The following is a 17,622-nucleotide window of genomic DNA, read 5'->3' on the forward strand; positions in this document are numbered from 1 at the left end:
TGGCTTGCCGGCCGCAATGGCGCCGGCCAGCGAATGTCGCGCCATTGCGCAGCGCCAAGACCCGTCACGGGCCTGGGCAGGCCCTAGTTGCGGTCGCCGTGCCTCACCACGTTCAACACTTCGTGGCAGGCGCCCATGGTGTGGTAGTCGGTCTTGCCGGCCGGGCTCTTTTCGTCGCTGTATTTGCGGTTGTCCGCATCCAGGATGCGGTACCACGCGCCGTACCGGTGGTCGACGAAATGCTTCCAGGCGTAATCCCACAACCGGTCGTACCAGCGCCAGTACGTCTCGTCGCCGGTGCGTGCGGCCAGCAATGCCGCCGCCGCCAGCGATTCGGCCTGCACCCAGAAGTACTTGTCGTCGTCGCAGACGCTGCCATCCGGCGCGAAGCCGTAATAAAGGCCGCCTCGCGCCTCGTCCCAGGATCGCGAGACTGCGGTGTCGAACAGATGGCGCGCGGTAGGTACCAGCCAATCCGCGTCCACGTGCCGGTCCAGGATCAGCAGCAGTTTGGTCCATTCGGTCTGGTGGCCGGGCTGGAAACCCCAGGGGCGGAACAGATGCTTGGGATCGTCCAGGTTGTAGTTCCAGTCGATGTTCCACTGCGTGTCGTAGTGCTCCCACACCAGACCGTCGGCCTTGGCCGCCTGGCGCCGGGTCATGTGGTCGGCCAGGGTCAATGCGCGATCCAGGTAGCGACGCTCGCCGCTGGCCTCGAAAGCCGCCAGCATCGCTTCGCACATGTGCATATTGGCATTCTGTCCGCGGTAATCGCTGAAGTTCCAGTTCGCATCGGCCTCGTCCTTGTACAGGCCGAACTCGGCGTCCCAGAAATACCGTTCCAGCAGCGCCCAGGTTTCGTCCATCCAGCCGCGCGCCTCTTCGAGGCCGGCTTTCAGGCCGCAGGAATAGGCCAGCAACACGAAGGCCACGCCGTAGCAATGGTTCATGTCGTCTTCGACCCGGCCATCGCGCAGGGTCCAGGCATAACCGCCCGTCGCCGGATTGCGATGGACCTCGCGCAGATAGCGCAGCCCATGCTTCACGGCATCCAGATACGCGGCATCGCCGAACTCGCGGTAGGCCATCGCATAGTTGAAGACGAAACGCGTGCTGCTGACCAGATGGCGGTGCGTAGCGTCGTAGACCGAGCCGTCGTCGCGGAAGTAATGGAAGAACCCGCCCGCCGGATCGATGGCCCGCGGGTGGTAGAACGCCATGGTCTTGGCGATGTGCGCGCGCAGGAATTCCGCAGAGCGGAAATCGGGCGGCGTGGCGTCAGATGGAGTGCTCATATTTTCCCTGCAAGAGATGGTTGACTTCTGCTAGCGACGGCATGGCGGCGAAAGCGCCTTTCCGGGTCACCGCCAGCGCGCCTACTGCGGCGGCGAAGCGGATGGCGTCTTCGATGGCTTCCTGGCGCAGGCAGAATTCCGCGAAGCCGTGCCCATCGCCTCCCGCTTCGCCCATGCGGAACAGCAATCCGCCGACGAAGGCGTCGCCGGCAGCGGTGCTGTCGCGTACTTCCACGCGGAAACTTTCCACCTGCCCCGAGGCATGGCGGGTGAACCAGCGGATCGCCGCGGCGCCGTCGGTCACGATGATCCATCGCGCCTCGCCTCCGAACAGGCGCTTGAGCACCGCCGATTCGCCGGTGGCGCCGCCGCCGAATGGATGCGCCAGGTATTCCAGTTCCTCACGCGCCAGTTTGATCAGATCGGCGTTGGCGAGCGCCTCCCACAGGCGCGGCGCCGGATCGATGCCTGCGGGCCACAGCGCTGGCCGCAGGTTCAGATCCAGGCTGACCACCGCGCCTGCCGCACGCGCGCGCAGCATGCCGTTGAACGTGGTTTCGGCGATGGTCGCTTCGGTCAGGCTGTTGGAACAGACATGGAAAGCGCCCGTGCCGGCAAAGCAGCTGGCCTGGAAATGCTCGGTACGGAACAGCAGATCCGCGGCGGGCGGACGATAGAAGCTGAAACTGCGCTCGCCCGTCGCATCCAGCGCGACGAAAGCCAGCGCGGTCTTGGCCTCGCCGGTGCGCACTACGCAATCGGTGGCGACGCCGGCCGAGGCCAGGCTTTGCAACAGGAAATCGCCGAACATGTCTTCGCCCAGCATGCCCGCGAAATGCGCATCCGCGCCCAAGCGCGCCGTCGCGACGGCCACGTTGGCCGGCGCGCCGCCGGCGTATTGCAGGAAGGCGCGCGGCGTATCGGCCGTTGTCGGCGGTTGCGCCAGCAGATCGATCAGGGCCTCGCCAAAACAAACGATCTTCGACATCGCCGGCCTCACGCTTCCTTCGCCAGGGCGACGGAAGCCGGGCGCATGGCGCGCTCGCAATTCGATTCGAATGCCGCCTTCAGATGCGGGATCAGGATGCCGTTGAGGCAGGCCATGAATCTCTTCGTGAAGAAGATCGTGGCGACCGCCGGAAGCGCCATGCGCGTATCGATCGCAAGGGCCGGCGTACCGGCCTCGCGCGGAAGGAGGGTATGGGAAACATGCATGCGTTTACGCGCCTCGTAATGCGGCAGGAACGGACGAAGAAAATGGCATCAGTTGCGCGGCGGACCGCTGCTCTCCCGGACGCGCAGCTCCGCTGGCGCGATGGTGCGCTGCGACTTGGCATCGGGTTCGCCGACCCGGCGCAGCAGCAGTTCCGCCGCTTGGCGGCCGCGTTCGCGCGGATCGACCGCCATTGTCGTCAGCGGCGGCGTGGTGACGGCGGCCTCGGAAATATCGTCGAATCCGGTGACGGCGAAATCGCTGCCCGGGCGGATGCCGCGCGATATCAGGCCCAGCATCAGGCCCAGGGCGACGGTATCGTTGTAGCAGACGGCCGCCGTGGGCGCCCGCTCGCGCGCGAACAGCTCGCCCGTGCGCGCTGCCGCCTCCAGCCGGTTAGGCGCCGATTCGATCATCCATTCCTCTTCGACCTTCAATCCAGCCTCGGCCATCGCTTGCGCATAGCCCGCGCGGCGTTGTTGGCAGGAACTGGAATCGGCATGGCCGCCATAGAAAACGATGCGGCGGTGTCCCAATTCGATCAGGTGCGCGGTCGCGGTATGCGCACCCCGCTGATTGTCCAGCGCCAGGAAGTCCCACTCGGCGCCGGACAGTTCGCGATTGAACAGCAGGACGTTGCTGTGCGCACCCAGCACCTGGCGCAGTTGCGCGGCATCGCTGCCTTCGGCCGGTGACAGGATCAACCCGGCCGGGGTGTGCTCCATCAACGAAGCGAGCACGGCCTGCTGGCGTTCCGGCGACTCGCCCGTACTGCCCAGCAGCGTCACGTAGCCTTTGGCTCCCAGCGCCTCATCCACCCCGGCTGCGAATTCGGCGAAGAACGGGTTGGACAGATCGTTGATCACCAGCGCGATGCTGGACGAGACCTGCCGGCGCAGATTGGCCGCGCCCCGGTTGTAGACGTAGCGCTGGCGGCGTAATTCCGCCTCGACCTTGGCGCGCGTATCCACGTGCACCAGCGGACTGCCGCGCAGCACCAGCGAGACGGTGGCGCGCGATACGCCGATGGCGTTGGCGATATCGGTCACCGTCACCGGCCGATGGCCGGATTTGCGCCCCCCGGCCGAACGTGCGCCTTTTCCTGCGGCAGTGTCTTTGTTTTTCATTTGGATCGAACTATTCCCTATGGAGACGCCAGCCTAAACCATCGCGTTGCGGAAAAATGCCATGCCGGCCGCCTGTCGGCGGGAGAGAGGACCAACTCGGCGGCAGGCACGGCGCAACCGGATTACTCGGGTACCGCGGCCGAAGGCTGCGGCACCGCACAAAACGACGTCGGCAGATCCTGGGGCCGAGTGCCCCATCCCGCCGTCGGTGGGACGGACGTCAAGGAATAGGCGATGGTTCCGCCCTGCCGCAACTTGCTCCAATCCAACCAGACCTGCGGATGCGCGGCGCCGTCCACGCGGACGCCTTCGACGTACTGCAGGCGATCGCCATCGGCGCCCGGCGCATCGATCCGCAGCGTCTTGCCCCGGCCGATATCCAGTTCGATCCGGCTGAAGCGCGGCGCGTGCAGCAGGAACTGGCCGCTACCCGGCACGGCGGGATACAGGCCCATCGCGCTGAACAGATACCAGGCCGACATCGTGCCCAGGTCGTCGTTGCCGGTGACGCCGTTCGGCGCATCGGTGAACAACTGTTGCGCCGCGCGCAGCACGGTGGAGGTCTTCCACGGCTGTCCGATCAGGGTGTACATCCACGGCGAATGCAGATCCGGTTCGTTGTTGGGGTTGTAGCGGTACTGGTTGTAGTAGCTGTACGGCCCCACCACCCACTCCTTGCGCGCGGCATGCAGCGGGTCCTTCGCCAGTGCGTCATAGGCGAAGAAGGCGTCCAGCCGCTGGCCGGTCTTTTCCGCGCCGTGCATGGCCTGGACCAGGCCGGGCACGTCCTGCTGCGCCAGCCACTGGTACTGCCATGCCGTGCCTTCGTGGAACCCATGATTGGAGCGTGGACTGTAGTGGCCTTCCGCAGGCGTGTACCAGCCGCCGCCTTGCAGGCGTGGACGCGGAAAACCGGTGAAGCCGGTTTCCTCGTCGCGTACATCGGCATCCCAAACCTGCCGCCAGTTGCGTCCGCGCTGGCGCAGAACGGCCGCATCGCCGGGCAATCCAAGGCCGTCGGCCATCTGCGCCAGCGAACAATCGGCCAACGCGTATTCCAAAGTAGCAGAGCCGCCATGATGCGGGTCCACGTCCATGCCCTTGGACGGGAAAGCGCGGTCGTACTGCACGAAGCCCTGCGCCAGATAGTTGGGGTTGCCCGATCGTCCCGCATGGCGCGAATTCGTCGGCGGAACCCCGAAAGCGTTCTGCCGCAGCGCCGCGTACGCTTGTTTTTCAAGACCATCCAGCGCGCCGAACCGCCACAAATCCACCAGAGACGGCGTCACCGGATCGCCGGTCATGATGTTGGTGTCGAAATTCGCGTATCCCCAACGCGGCAGCCATCCGCCCTGCTCGTGGATGGCCAACAGCGAACGGGCGATATCGCGGGCGCGCTGCGGCCGCAACAACGCCAACAGCTGGTTCTGCGAACGGTAGGTATCCCACAGCGAAAAATATTCGTAATAGGTCCAGCCATCGGCGCGGTGGATCTGCCCGTCGTAGCCCCGGTAGCGGCCGTCGGCGTCGCTGCCTGTCAGCGGTTGCAGCAGCGCATGGTAGAGAGCGGTATGGAACACGGTGCGGTCGTCGCCGCTGCCGCCCTGTACGCGCACGGTGTCCAGCTCCTTGCGCCATGCCTCCTGCGCCTGTCTACGCATCCGGTCGAAGGCCATCGGCTTGCCGCCCTGCATGCCTTCCTGGCGCAGGTTGTTCCGCGCGCCTTCGGCGTCGACATGGGAAATGGCGCTGACGGCTGTCACCGTTCTGCCGTTGCCGGTGTCGAAGCTGAGCCAGGCGCCATTCGGCTTGATTTCGCCTTCCATGCTGTGGCGCGACCCCGCCACGCCGCCGCTCTCGCCCCAGGTGCCGAAAGCCTTGAACGGCCGATCGAACTCCAGCCGGAACCAGGTGGTGTACTGATGTCCGCCGCAGAAGCTGTTGGTCACCAGCCTACCTTCCACGGCATGGTCGCCCACGATCTCCACCGTACTGCCGACGACCGTGTGGCGTTCGTTGGCCTGGCCCACATTGATCAGCACGTGGCCGGTCTCGGCGCCGGCCGGAAAGGTATAGCGCTCGGCGGCCGCGCGGGTCAGTGCGGTGGCTTCTGCATCGATGCCGCCGTAGTCGAGCAGGCGGACTTTGTAATAACCGGCCTGGCCTATCTCGCCGTCGTGGCTGTAACGCGAACCGTATTGCTTGTGGTCGAAACTCTTGGGCTTGGCGGTATCGAAATCTCCGCCGGGGCCGATGCCGCCGGTGACCGGCAGCACGGACACCTGCCCGCCCTGCTCCCAGCAGCCCGCGCCGGAAAGGAAGGAATGGCCGAAGCCGCGGATCTTGGGGTCGTCGTAACGCCAGCCCGAATAATGCTCGCCGATGGGGCTGACCTGGATCAGGCCGAACGGCGCCGACGCGCCCGGAAACGTATTGCCGTCGTCCTTGCTGCCGATGAAGGTGTTGACCGCCGCCGCGGCATCCCGGCCGCTCGCGCCACCCGCGGCTGCGGGTGGCGAAAACGGAACCGCCAGCAACAGCGCCGCCGCAACGCATAAAGCGCGGGGGAAAACGTTCGCGGCGACATCATTCATCAAGACAGACCTCGGAACTGGGATTGACGGAACACGGAATGCCATGCGCCTCGCTACTCGACGACGATTTCGTCCACGAAGAAATACGCCGGATGCCCGGCGCCCTTGTGGCCGGCTGGCAAATTGCCGTACCCCTCCACTTCCATGCGGACATAGCGCGCGGTCAATGGCTCTTTAGCATGGAAGGCCGCATCTTCGACTTGCCGCTGGTCGTCGTCCGCAGCGGCATCGAAGGACCGCGCATACACCTGTGTCCACTGTTTGCCGTCGGAAGACACCGAATACCGCACGGCCTTCGGCAGCAGGATCCAGGCGTTGCTCTGTTGCAGGAATCTGGCGCTGATGGCATTCACCGGCGTCGGCTTTTGCAGGTCGATGCTGGCGCGAAGAACCTCGCCCTGCCAACCGGTCCACAGGCCATCGGCATGGCTGTCTCCGCCCAGCATCCCGTCGGCCAGCACCTGTTCGCCCGCCTGGCGATAGTTCTGCTGCGGTTGGGAGGAATACTGGATCGGCTTGCCCGCGCCTTTATGCTCCAGCACCAGCAGATCGCGCGGAGAGGCATAGGCGCGATCGCCTCGGAACGGAGTAATCCTGAATCTGCCAGCTTGGCGCAATGTCAGCGAATCGGCGAACTCCGGCGAACTCGGCACCGGATCGCTGCCGTCGGTGGTATAGCGCAGTCGCAGGTCGGCGAAGCCGCGGTCGGCATCGACGCGCGGCGCCTGTTCCGCGGAATCCCAGGCGACATGGAAATCGACGACGTTCCTGTCTTCGGGGCCAAAGCCCACCTGCCATTTCTCCAGCCTGCGATAGTGCGACCGCAACCGTCGCAGGAAATCCGGATAGTCGCGCGTCGCCGCGCCCCAGGTCACGTCCGCGAATGCTATCAGGCGCGGATACAGTAGGGTTTCGGCATTGGCCGTTGTGACCCATTCGGTCCACAGCGGCGCTTCGGCGCCGAGCACCTGTTCGCGATAGGCAGCGTAGGCGGCCGGAACAATCTCAGTGGCGTAGACCTTTTCCAGGGTGAGGGCGCTCAACGGCGAATCCAGATAGAACGGACCGGCGCTGACGATCTTGTTCCCATTGGCTAGCGCCTTGATGCCTTCGGCATCCCCGCGCCAGACTTCGACGATCGCGTTGCGGTCCGCACCGCCTTCCAGGATTTCGTCCCAGCCGATCAGGGTTCTGCCCTTACCGGCGAGGTAGCGCTGGATACGCTTGACGAAGTAGCTTTGCAGCTCGTGTTCGTCCTTGAGACTCTCGTCGCGCAGACGTTTTTGCGACGAGGCGCTTTCCCGCCAACGATCCTTCGGCACTTCATCGCCGCCGATGTGGACGTAGGGCGCGGGGAACAGCGCGATCACTTCATCGAGCACGTTTTCGATGAACTCAAAGGTGAATTCGTCGCCGACGCAGTAAACGTCTTCGATCACGCCCCAGGCATTCGGGACATCGATCGGCTGTTTGCGGCACGAAAGTTCGGGATAGGACGCCAGGGCCGCCGAGGCGTGCCCCGGCATTTCGATTTCCGGAATCACCGTGATGTTGCGCAGACGGGCATATTCGACGATGTCGCGGATCTGGTCCTGGGTATAGAAACCGCCATAACGGCTGCCGTCGGCCTCGGTGCGCCAGGCCCCGACTTCCGTCAATTTCGGGTACTTCTTGATTTCGATGCGCCAGCCCTGGTCGTCGGTCAGATGCCAGTGGAAAGTATTGAGTTTGTAGTAGGAAAGCAGGTCGATCTGCTTCTTGACGAACTCGACCGGCATGAAATGCCGCGCGACATCCAGCATATGTCCGCGATAGGAGAACTGCGGCGCGTCCTCGATGTAGACCGCCGGAACCGGAATGGATGCCTGCCCCTGCTTCAGCGGAAAAAGCTGACGCAGCGTCTGCACCGCCCACAACAGCCCGCGGTGGTTCGACGCCGCCAGAACGATCCGGTCCTTTCCGACGGCCACGCGGTAAGCCTCCTCGCCCGCGATTTCCGGATCCAGGCGCAGCTCGATGGCCTTTCCCTTTCGTCCCTCCGCCAGCGCCAGCCCGGTATCGCCACCGATCGTACTGCGCAGGAAATCCGCGACCTCGCGGCTGCGCACGTCGTCCGGTGCGACGATGCGGACATTGCGATCCAGGCGGAAAGACCCATCGCGACGCTCAAGGCGCTGCGGTTGCGGAATCAGGTCCTGAGCCGCTCCAGGAACGCTCACCCCGGTCGCCAGCAAGCAGATCAGCAGTGCTGCGGTGGATCTGATGTTTATCGGCATAACAGGCCTCGAAGCGTGTTGCGGCAGCTGGAACAACCGGCCGGCAAAGAGAGCCGGCCTTGGTCTGGCAAGCGGGACCATCGAATCGCTCGAACGATCGGATGAACCGATATAGATCGATCTAAATTCAATACCGCTTCATGCTGGTTCGCAATTCCGCAATGGAAAAAGACAGAAGAAATACTGGATAACATTTATAAATCAATGATTTGGCATCGCGCGAACGCCCATGCAGGCAACGCAGAAAACGGACTTCGGTCGCATACTGCGCAATCTCCGCAGCTGCCGGCAGGCGATCGAGCGGGCAGGCCATGATCAATGCCGTGCTTGTGCGGTTTCGACCACGATGACGCTGGCGATCGGATCCGGCGCAATAGCGGGTACCGCCAAGCTCGCGCCCTCTTTCGCGTACTGGATCTTGAGCGGTTGGTCGGGCGCCGCAAGCAGGTAGGCCCGGCTGTACTGGATACCCATCGGAAGCGCCAACCGGCCGTCCTTGGGCCAATCGAACACGTGCAAGTACAGCCGTCCCGGCTTGCGGGTCACCCTGCCCCATGCCAAAGGCGCATCGAACGGGCTGGCCTGCGTGCCGTAGATGGATTCTCCGTTGGCCTTCATCCACTTCCCTACTTCCGACAAGCGTTCGACCGAAGGCTGCGGAATCAATCCTTCGGCGGTGGGGCCGACGTTGAGCAGGTAGTTGCCGCCCTTGCTGGCGATATCGATCAGGTTGCGGACGATGGTTTCCGGAGATTTCCAGTGGTGATCGTTCTTATTGAAGCCCCAGTGATCGTTGAGGGTCATGCAGGATTCCCAGTAGACGCCCGGGCCGTAGCCCAGCGGCGGGATTTCCTGCTCGGGCGTGCCGAAGTCGCCGACTCCCTCGCCTTTGTCCATGCCCTGCATACCGTCGCGGCCTTTGCCGATGCGATTGTTGATGATCAGGTCCGGGTTGAGCGAATGCAGATAAGCGTACAGTTCGCGGCCGTCTTCGTTCGTCCACCAGTTCAACCATTCGCCGTCGAACCACAGGATCTCGGTGCCGGTCCCGGTCACCAGCTCCTTCAGCTCGGCCTTCATCTCGTCGATGTACTCGCGCTTGCGCTGCGGATCGATCCTGGTCGGGTTGTACCGCCCTGGTATCTCTCCCGATTGGGAAGGATGGTGCCAGTCCATGATCGAATAGTAGGTGCCGAAATGCAGGCCTTGGCGGCGAGCCGCATCGGCCAGCTCTTTCAACACGCCTTTGCCATAGGGCGTGCGTTCGGCGATGTTGTAGTCGGTCGCCTTCGTGTCCCACATCGCAAACCCTTCATGGTGCTTGCTGGTGATCACGATGTACTTCATGCCGGCGTTCTTGGCGATGCGGACCCATTCATCCGCGTCGTACTTCACCGGAACGAAATGCTCGGCAAGCCGCTCGTACTCTGCGCGCGGGATGCGTGCCTCATCCATGATCCATTCGCCGTAGTTCTTACCCTCCTTCCATTCGCCGCCAGGCACTGCGTACAGGCCCCAATGGACGAACATGCCGAAACGGGCGTCGGTCCACCATTGCAACCGCTCCGCTTTCTGCTCGGCGGTCTCTACCTGCGCTTGTGCTGCCTGCGCAAAGACGGCGCTGGAGGTCAACGCGGCAGTGGGAATCACTACAGCAAGTGCGAGACGCAACAGCCATGAAGGTTTCATAACATATGACTCCAGATCGGTGGGAACAGACGCTACGAACCCAGCGGACGCTTCTGCTTGATCTCGACATTGGATGGCGCCACAAACCGTCCACATCGGAGCGAGAGGACAGACGGCCCACGGACATCGCACCCTGGCCCCGTTGCGGGGGCCAGGATAGCCACGGCGATCACTCGAAACGGAACACGTATTCCAGCGCGAATTCCCGGCCGATGGGCGACCATACGCGATCATTCGAGAACACGTAATCGCCTTTGAACGGATCCTTGTAGCCGGCGTTGTCGAACAGGTTATTGACGTAGAGATTCACGCTGGCTTTGTCGGTGATCTTGTAACCGGCGGTCAAGTTGAAGATCACCGGCGCCTTCAAGCGGGTCCAGTACCGCGGCGCGGTCGCGTTGAAATTGGCGCTGGTGGGATCGGTTCCCACGCAGGTGTCGTCGTCTATCGCCGTACCTCGCTCGCCATTGGCGAACGGCCAGCAGCCGCCGAAATTGGCGCCCCTGACTCTGGACAGGCGGGTGACCAGCAAGGTGCTGTTGAAGTTGCCCATCTCCCAACCCACGCTGGCGCGCAGCTTGGTGTGGATATCGTTATGCGCGCCCTTCTTGCCATCGGTCCATTCGGCGGCTTCGGAATCGCGTGTCGACAGTTTCATCAGGTTGGTGTAATTCAAACCGAAGGTGAAATCGCCGAACCGTTCGGTGGGCAGCCGGTACTTCGCGGCCACGTCGAAACCGGCGACCCGGCGGCCGGACTTGTTGATGGGACCTTCCCGGACGCCGGTGATGGCTCCATTGGGGCCGTCGCGATCGATGCGCGACTGCATCAACTGGCAGAAATCGGCGGTGGGCGCCTGTCCGGTCAACGGATTGACGTAAGGCGCGCCGTCGACGGTCTTGCCCAGCGCGCAACCGAGTTCGGCGGCCAGGATGTCGTTGAGGCCGATGTTCTCGATGGCGTTCTTCAGCTCGATGTTCCAGTAGTCCGCGCTGACCGACAGGTTGTCGCGGATGTCCCAGACGAAGCCGGCCGTCCACGACTGGCCTTCCTCGTACTTCAGCAACGGCGAACCTTCGCGGCTGGTCACCGAACGGTAGTAGCTGCTGGTGGCCGGGTCGCTGTCGCCATTGGACGGCACGCACTGGCCGTAATTTCCTTGTTGGCCGCAACGCAGCGCATCGACGAGCTGCACGTAGGACTGGCCCCCTTGGGCGTAGACGTAGTGCATGTCCGGCGCACGGAAGCTGGTGGCGTAAGAACCACGCACCAGCAGATTGTCGAGTGGACGCCACTCCAGTCCGGTCATCCAGGTGACCTTGGAGCCGTCCAGGGTTTGACTGTAGTCGTCGTAGCGAGCGGCAACGTTGGCGGTAGCCGAACCCAGCCACGGCGTCTTGCTGTCCCATAGCGGCACACGGAACTCGCTGCCCAGAGCCCAGCGCGTGCGCGATCCGCCGCCCAGGTCGTAGCCGTAGTACGGGCTGCCGTACTCGGTCACGAACAGATTCGGACCTGGCGCGGTCTGGCCGAGCGCGGGTACGGTCTTCGGATCGGGATGGATGCCATAGCTCTGCCGCGCCGCTTCGGCCACGGCCGCGAAGCTGATCGGCCCCGCCCAACCCTTGAACAGATCGCCGGAGATCACGAACTGGAACTGGTTCGACTCCGATTCGGCCCGGTCGTGGCCATGGGTGGATATCGCCCCCCATTGCTGCTTGTCGATCGGGGTGAAGAAGCGGTTGACGTCGGCCGTGTAGATGGGCGTCCCGACCGGAACGCCCGCGTAGCTGGCGTCCGTTACGCCCTGTTGCGCGCCCAGGTAATAGTTGTTGACCAACGCAGGCACTGCGGCCGGATAGCTCTTCTTGAGCTTGTATTCGGCATGGTCGAACGAGGCTTCCCAATCGAAACGGTCCGCGATGCTGCCGTTCAGGCCGAAGGCGACGTCATAGGAACGCTCATTGGTATAGGTCAGCGCGTCGCCGATTTCGCGGCGCGTGAAGAAGCGCTTGCCTTCCACATAGGCGCCGATGCCCTGGTCGTACCACTTCACCTGCGGCACGTAGCCCATCGCGAAATCACCGATGCTGCTGGTGCCCTCGGCATCGAATACCGACACGCTCGACCAAGCGTGCAGCTTGTCGCTGAAATCGTAGGTACCGTACAGGTACAGCGAAGCGCTTTCCTGGCCGTCGCTGATCGTCCAGTTGTGGAAGTTCTTGGCGTTGGCGCAATACTGGCCCATCGACGGCCCCAGCGTATGCGTGGCCTGGTTGTACTCGCGATAGTCCTGCAGACTGGCCACCCCGCCAAAGCCCCGGCTGTCGCAGGCGCCGGCCGGCGGAGAAATACGCATACCGTTGTCCACGCGGCTGATGCGGGCGGTATCGTAGTAATTGTTGAAGTGGTTGCCCTTGGCAAGATCGGCTTCGCTCAAGCTGGGACGCTCGGCGTCGTTCTCCGAATCCATGAAGTCGCGCTGGCCGGCGAACAGCGGCTCGCGCTTGAAGTACTGCAGCGAATAGGTCAGGTTCCATTTTTCGCCGCTGCGTCCGCCCGTCCACGAAAGGTCGGCCAGGTCGCGGCCGCCGCGCGTGGAAACACCGCCCTTGATGCGCAACTCATCGCCGGTGAAGTCCTTCTTCAACACCACGTTGATCACGCCGGCGACCGCATCGGAACCGTAGATGGCCGATGCGCCGGAGGCCAGTACTTCGATACGTTCGATGGCCGCGGCCGGGATGTTGCTGAAGTTCTGGAAATTGCTCTGGCCGCCGTAGGGCAACGGGTAGTCGGCGGCGCGATGGCCGTTGATCAGCAGCAGACTGCGGCCGGGCCCCATGTTGCGCATGTTCAGCGGGCTGGCATTGCTGGTGTGCTGACCCCACTGCGCGTCGCCTTCGACCGTACCGATCGCTTCGGTCAGCGTGCTCAACGCGTCGTAAGCGGTGGCGAATCCCTCTTTCCTGATCTGATCGCCCGTGATGATGTTGACCGGTGCCGGGCCTTCCACCTGAGCGCGCTTGATGCGCGAACCGGTGACCGTAACGGTATCGAGCTGGGTGGCGTCGGGCTCGTTGCCTGAGGCCTCCTGGGCCGCCGCGGCCACGGGCATGATCGCCAACAGCAGCGAGCTGGTCAGAACATTGCGACGAAAGCGAATGGATTTGTCCATTTTTGTAATCCCCGATGATGATGATCGAACGACAGGCGGAACCGTTGCGTTCACGAAACTTGCGTAGATTCGAATTTCAGGCGTTTAGATCGTTCTAAAACAAAGAACAAGCCTCCCCTCCGGATCGACTGAAAACTTAGCACGACAAAAAATCGCACTGCATTGCGCAGTACGATAAAAACTAATGTGATTATTTTCAGTGTAATTTAATCACTGAAATCAGGTACTTGATTACTGTGCTACGGCTAACAGATCAATTTCATACTGTGAGTAGCGACAAAGCTGCGCAGAAAGTCGCCCGCACCACTCGAACGGACAAGCTCTCGGGATGGATCAAGCGGACCATGCTTGGCAGCGAACGGGCAAATGCCGCTTCTGCGCATAGCAAGTGGATGGCGACTCGTGCAAGAACTTCATTGCAGAAGCACACGGGAATTGCGGCCGTTGCCAAATACGCAATTACATATGGCACCGCGCCGATCGCAATCCCCGACATTTAGTCAGCTGCCGCATGGCGTCGTATCGCTCTTCCGCAGCGCAAAGGGAACCTACAGTCGAGCCAACCGGCGCGCAGAATGGAAGCGGGCTATTGCCGCCAGGGACAGGCTATATCTGCGTGGTGGCGTAGACGGAAGCGGATCCGCGCAGGTCCTCGCGCTTGTCCGCATCGCAAACCGCGTAAACGAAGCCTTTGTGCAGCGCGAACGCGCCGACTTCGCCGTGTTTGTTGAGCGCCAGGAAACAGACCTGCAGGGTCTTGCTGGCTTCGGGCCGCTTGCGCACTACCCGGTCGATGGCTTCCCTGCAGGCGTCCGCAGGGCTGCGCCCTTGCCGCATCAATTCCACCACCAGGAAACTGGCGGCATTGCGGATCATTTCTTCGCCGACCCCGGACGCCGTGGCCGCGCCGACTTCGTTGTCTACATACAGGCCCGCTCCGATGATGGGACTGTCCCCCACCCGGCCGTGCATTTTCCAGGCCATGCCGCTGGTGGTGCAGGCGCCCGCAAGCTTGCCCTGCGCGTCGATGGCGAGCATGCCCAGGGTGTCGTGGTTGTCCTTGTTGCCGGGCTGGCTGCGCCGCTCGGCGTTGATTTCCGGCTCGTATTCGGCGGTCTTCAGCCAATCGCGCCAGGCCTGCTCCGCGGTGGGCGTCAGCAGGCGCTGTTTGGCGAAGCCTTGCTGCACCGCGAACTGCTGGGCGCCTTCGCCCACCAGCATCACGTGCGGCGTCTTCTCCATCACCCGGCGGGCGACCGAGATCGGATGCGCGATGTCCTGCAAGGCGGCCACCGAGCCGCAACGGCCATCGCCATCCATGATGCTGGCGTCCAAGGTGAGCACGCCATCCCGATCCGGTCTGCCGCAACGACCGACGGTGGGGTTGCACAGTTCGCTTTCGGCCCAGCGCGCGCCCGCTTCGACGGCATCCAGCGCGCTGCCGCCCGTTCCCAATACACGCCAGGCCGCCGAATTGGCCTGCACGCCGAAATCCCAGGTGGCCACCACGCGCGCGCCTGCGAAGGCGCCTGTCGGTTGCGCACGCATGCCGGGCACCGTCAATGCGCCGGCGGCCAGCATTCCGGCCTGCAGGAATCGTCTGCGATCGATCATTCCGTTATTCCCTCTTCGGCATACCACACCGCCGCCCCGATCACTCCCAACTGGCCATGATCGACGCGCCAGACCGGCGTGTGCCGCAAGACCTCCGACAGCACGCCCTTGTTGAGGTAGCGCGCCTGGAAGCCGCCGCGGCGCAGGAAGCCGTCGATATGGCCGGAAATACCGCCCGCCAGATAAACGGATTTCGCGCCGAAGGCGATCGCCAGATCGCCCACCAGACTGCCCAGCCAAGCGCAGAAGACTTCCATGCATTCCACCGCCAGCGCGTCCTCGCCCGTCTGCGCTGCGGCGATCAATTGCTCTGTCGTGTTCCAGCGCGGGGCGACACCGCGCAGTTCGCACAGGCAGGGGTACAGGTTCATCAGGCCGCTACCGGACAGCACGCGTTCGTTGTCCACGTGCGGCCAACGCGCCATCAGCAGGCGCAGGATGTCCAGCTCCAGCGCATTGCCCGCCGCCAACGCGGAATGCCCCACTTCGCTGGCCAGTACGGGCCGTGCGCCGCCTTCGAACCGCAATGCGGCGCCCAGACCCGTTCCCGGTCCCAGCACGAGCGCTGGCCATTGGAAGGAATGCTCCGCATCGCCGCTCAGGGCAGACAGTTTGCCGGGGTCGAGGTAGGGCATCGCATGGGCCACCGCCTCGAAATCGTTGATGAGCCGCAACTCCTCCAGCCCGGCGGCAAGCCGCGTGCTTTCCAGCGACACGGGCCAGGGAAGGTTGGAGTTCACCAGCGTATCGCCGTCCAGCAAACCGGCGATGGCGACGACCGCGCGCCGCGACTGCCCGGAAGCTCCCTGGCCATCCGCGAAATCGCGCAGGATCGCGGCCAGGCTCGGATACTCGGCACACGCGTGCCGGTGGAAGGCGACGACTTCCGGCGCCCGCCCCGGCGCGACGTGGACCAGGGCCACCCTCGCATAGGTGCCGCCCACGTCGGCGACGATCAATGGATCCAGCGAATGCTCACCGTGGGGCGCAAGAGTTTGGGGTGCTTCAAGATTGACCGGATACGACACCGCTGCGTTCACTCACTTGTCCCATCAATTGGATCGATTCAATTCGCCGATCATGTGGCATCGGAAGCCAATTGAAAAGTTGTGCCCACCATACTGCAGCGTAGCCAGGTCCTTTCAAATCGGGGCCGCATCGATGTCCTTGTCCAGATTACCCACTTTCCAGGACATTACATGACATCGGAATGACTTTGCGGAACCACGAGTCCCTGATTCGTGCAATTCCTTGTCTCATCCCTGACCCGATTCCAGCCCGGATCGCTGTCCCATGCCCATTCTATTCAGCTTGCTCGCGCGAGCACAGTCGCCGGCCGGCAACGGACTCTGCCGTGATCGAGCACGGCAGAGCCGGAGACGGACACTCCAACCCACACGGATCGAGTCACGAGCCCTGCAACTGCAACTCACGCATCGCCTTCAGCAGCTCGATCAGACTGCCCGCGTCGCGCGGCCCGTCGTAACGCTCGCCGTTGATGAACAAGCTGGGCGTGCCGTTGACGCCGCTGCGGACCCCGGTGAGAAAGTCGTGGCGCACGCGGCCCTCGTACTCTTCGTCCAGCACGGTTTGGAACAAGGCTTCATCCAGGCCCAGTGCCCGGGCATGTCCGGCCAGACTGCGATCGTCCAGTTCCGACTGGTGCTCGTATAGCCGGTCGTGCATTTCCCAGAACTTGCCTACCGTGTCGGCGGCTTCGGTCAGCTCGGCGGCATGCACGGCATGGGGGTGCGCTTCGGCCAGCGGAAAATGACGGAACACGAAGCACAGGTCATCGCCCATGGCTGCCTGCACAGCCTTGATCTCGGGATACTGCTCGCCGCAATACGGACATTGGAAGTCGCCATATTCCACCAGCACCAGCGGCGCATCCCGCGGGCCTTGCGCGTGATCGGCCGGACCCACATCGGGCTTCAGAAGGCTCATGCTTTCGCTCCGGCGGAAGTAGGCAGTTTCTCCAACGCTTCCAGAATGCCGTCGGCGCCCGGGTTGATGCCGCTGGGCGATACATAGCTCCAGCGGACGATGCCTTCGGCATCGATCACGAACAGCGCCCGCTCACTGATGCCTTCCGGCATCTGGTACACCCCGTACAACCTCGAAACCGCGCCCTTGGGCTCGAAGTCGGACAGCAAGGGGAAATGCAGTTTGCGATCCAGCGCGAAGGCCGCATGGCACCGTGCGCCGTCGACCGAGATACCGATGACGGCCGCGTGGAAACGCCGGAATTCGGACAGCAGTTCGTTGTACAGCGACATCTGGTCGCCGCAGACCGGGCTCCAATCGGCCGGATAGAACGCCAGCACCACCGGATGGCCGCGCAGCTGGGAAAGCGAGACCGTTTGGTCCGGAGTGGAATGCAAAGTGAAATCCGGCGCCTGCTCGCCGATGGCTGGCATGGGGGACGAAACTTCTGGCATGGGGAAGTGCTCCGGTCAGGACGTGATGGGCGACAGGATTGCCTTTGTTACTGGCGCCGCATATTAGACGCGGACACGTTAGGGACTGGTCATTCCACTCCTCCAAGGCCCGAATGCCTGGGGACTGATTGTCGATTCAGCAGTTCCTGGTTCGTCATGGATAGGTAAGGCCCGGAAAGACAAGAAACAGCCCGG

The 17,622-nt window shown here is 63.3% G+C and carries 12 protein-coding genes and 1 pseudogene; all 13 read right to left on the reverse strand.

Going from position 1 to position 17,622, the window contains the following annotated elements; all coding sequences use genetic code 11:
- Window positions 1–83: 83 nt before the first annotated feature.
- The 13 genes and pseudogenes from CSC73_RS09295 to CSC73_RS09355 all read right to left on the reverse strand — a co-directional run bounded on the left by CSC73_RS09295 (window position 84) and on the right by CSC73_RS09355 (window position 17,427).
- Window positions 84–1,295 carry an AGE family epimerase/isomerase gene (locus CSC73_RS09295; protein ID WP_163840168.1) on the reverse strand — a complete coding sequence of 404 codons (1,212 nt, stop codon included), beginning with the start codon at window positions 1,293–1,295 and terminating at the stop codon, window positions 84–86.
- The gene (locus CSC73_RS09300) at window positions 1,279–2,283 is read right to left on the reverse strand and encodes a carbohydrate kinase family protein (RefSeq protein WP_163840169.1); all 1,005 of its coding nucleotides are present in this window, start codon (window positions 2,281–2,283) and stop codon (window positions 1,279–1,281) included. Before CSC73_RS09300 ends, CSC73_RS09295 begins: the two co-directional genes overlap by 17 nt.
- A gap of 8 nt (window positions 2,284–2,291) precedes the next feature.
- The gene (locus tag CSC73_RS09305) at window positions 2,292–2,510 is read right to left on the reverse strand and encodes a sugar MFS transporter (protein WP_163840170.1); all 219 of its coding nucleotides are present in this window, start codon (window positions 2,508–2,510) and stop codon (window positions 2,292–2,294) included.
- 48 nt (window positions 2,511–2,558) lie between these two features.
- A complete protein-coding gene (locus CSC73_RS09310) occupies window positions 2,559–3,635 on the reverse strand; it encodes a LacI family DNA-binding transcriptional regulator (RefSeq protein ID WP_163840171.1) in 1,077 nt (358 codons plus the stop codon).
- Window positions 3,636–3,757: 122 nt separating this feature from the next.
- Window positions 3,758–6,229: a GH92 family glycosyl hydrolase gene (locus tag CSC73_RS09315; RefSeq protein ID WP_163840172.1), complete on the reverse strand. Its 2,472-nt coding sequence runs from the start codon at window positions 6,227–6,229 to the stop codon at window positions 3,758–3,760.
- 53 nt (window positions 6,230–6,282) lie between these two features.
- The gene (locus CSC73_RS09320) at window positions 6,283–8,505 is read right to left on the reverse strand and encodes a family 20 glycosylhydrolase (RefSeq protein ID WP_163840173.1); all 2,223 of its coding nucleotides are present in this window, start codon (window positions 8,503–8,505) and stop codon (window positions 6,283–6,285) included.
- A 127-nt stretch (window positions 8,506–8,632) separates the two neighbouring features.
- Window positions 8,633–8,818, reverse strand: a complete 186-nt coding sequence (locus CSC73_RS09325) for a hypothetical protein (protein WP_163840174.1) — start codon at window positions 8,816–8,818, stop codon at window positions 8,633–8,635.
- Between the two features lie 2 nt (window positions 8,819–8,820).
- On the reverse strand, window positions 8,821–10,194 hold the full coding sequence (locus CSC73_RS09330; RefSeq protein ID WP_163840175.1) for an alpha-L-fucosidase: 1,374 nt from the start codon (window positions 10,192–10,194) through the stop codon (window positions 8,821–8,823).
- Window positions 10,195–10,492: 298 nt separating this feature from the next.
- Window positions 10,493–13,312: pseudogene (locus CSC73_RS09335) on the reverse strand (TonB-dependent receptor plug domain-containing protein); the annotation flags it as partial.
- Between the two features lie 666 nt (window positions 13,313–13,978).
- On the reverse strand, window positions 13,979–14,986 hold the full coding sequence (locus CSC73_RS09340) for a glycosylasparaginase (RefSeq protein ID WP_163840177.1): 1,008 nt from the start codon (window positions 14,984–14,986) through the stop codon (window positions 13,979–13,981).
- Entirely contained in the window at window positions 14,983–15,954 is a 972-nt protein-coding gene (locus CSC73_RS09345; protein WP_163840272.1) for a glucokinase, read from the reverse strand. Before CSC73_RS09345 ends, CSC73_RS09340 begins: the two co-directional genes overlap by 4 nt.
- A 439-nt stretch (window positions 15,955–16,393) precedes the next feature.
- The gene (locus tag CSC73_RS09350) at window positions 16,394–16,933 is read right to left on the reverse strand and encodes a DsbA family protein (RefSeq protein WP_163840178.1); all 540 of its coding nucleotides are present in this window, start codon (window positions 16,931–16,933) and stop codon (window positions 16,394–16,396) included.
- Window positions 16,930–17,427: a redoxin domain-containing protein gene (locus tag CSC73_RS09355; RefSeq protein WP_246197478.1), complete on the reverse strand. Its 498-nt coding sequence runs from the start codon at window positions 17,425–17,427 to the stop codon at window positions 16,930–16,932. Before CSC73_RS09355 ends, CSC73_RS09350 begins: the two co-directional genes overlap by 4 nt.
- Between the last annotated feature and the right edge of the window lie 195 nt (window positions 17,428–17,622).

The organism is Pseudoxanthomonas sacheonensis, from assembly GCF_010093305.1.
Taxonomy (GTDB): Bacteria; Pseudomonadota; Gammaproteobacteria; order Xanthomonadales; family Xanthomonadaceae; genus Pseudoxanthomonas_A; species Pseudoxanthomonas_A sacheonensis.

Excerpts from the sequence above, each read along its gene's own strand:
- CSC73_RS09295 (WP_163840168.1), bottom strand. The coding sequence starts at position 1,295 with ATGAGCACTCCATCTGACGCCACGCCGCCCGATTTCCGCTCTGCGGAA.
- CSC73_RS09300 (WP_163840169.1), bottom strand. The coding sequence starts at position 2,283 with ATGTCGAAGATCGTTTGTTTTGGCGAGGCCCTGATCGATCTGCTGGCG.
- CSC73_RS09305 (WP_163840170.1), bottom strand. The coding sequence starts at position 2,510 with ATGCATGTTTCCCATACCCTCCTTCCGCGCGAGGCCGGTACGCCGGCC.
- CSC73_RS09310 (WP_163840171.1), bottom strand. The coding sequence starts at position 3,635 with ATGAAAAACAAAGACACTGCCGCAGGAAAAGGCGCACGTTCGGCCGGG.
- CSC73_RS09315 (WP_163840172.1), bottom strand. The coding sequence starts at position 6,229 with ATGAATGATGTCGCCGCGAACGTTTTCCCCCGCGCTTTATGCGTTGCG.
- CSC73_RS09320 (WP_163840173.1), bottom strand. The coding sequence starts at position 8,505 with ATGCCGATAAACATCAGATCCACCGCAGCACTGCTGATCTGCTTGCTG.
- CSC73_RS09325 (WP_163840174.1), bottom strand. The coding sequence starts at position 8,818 with ATGGCCTGCCCGCTCGATCGCCTGCCGGCAGCTGCGGAGATTGCGCAG.
- CSC73_RS09330 (WP_163840175.1), bottom strand. The coding sequence starts at position 10,194 with ATGAAACCTTCATGGCTGTTGCGTCTCGCACTTGCTGTAGTGATTCCC.
- CSC73_RS09340 (WP_163840177.1), bottom strand. The coding sequence starts at position 14,986 with ATGATCGATCGCAGACGATTCCTGCAGGCCGGAATGCTGGCCGCCGGC.
- CSC73_RS09350 (WP_163840178.1), bottom strand. The coding sequence starts at position 16,933 with ATGAGCCTTCTGAAGCCCGATGTGGGTCCGGCCGATCACGCGCAAGGC.
- CSC73_RS09355 (WP_246197478.1), bottom strand. The coding sequence starts at position 17,427 with ATGCCAGAAGTTTCGTCCCCCATGCCAGCCATCGGCGAGCAGGCGCCG.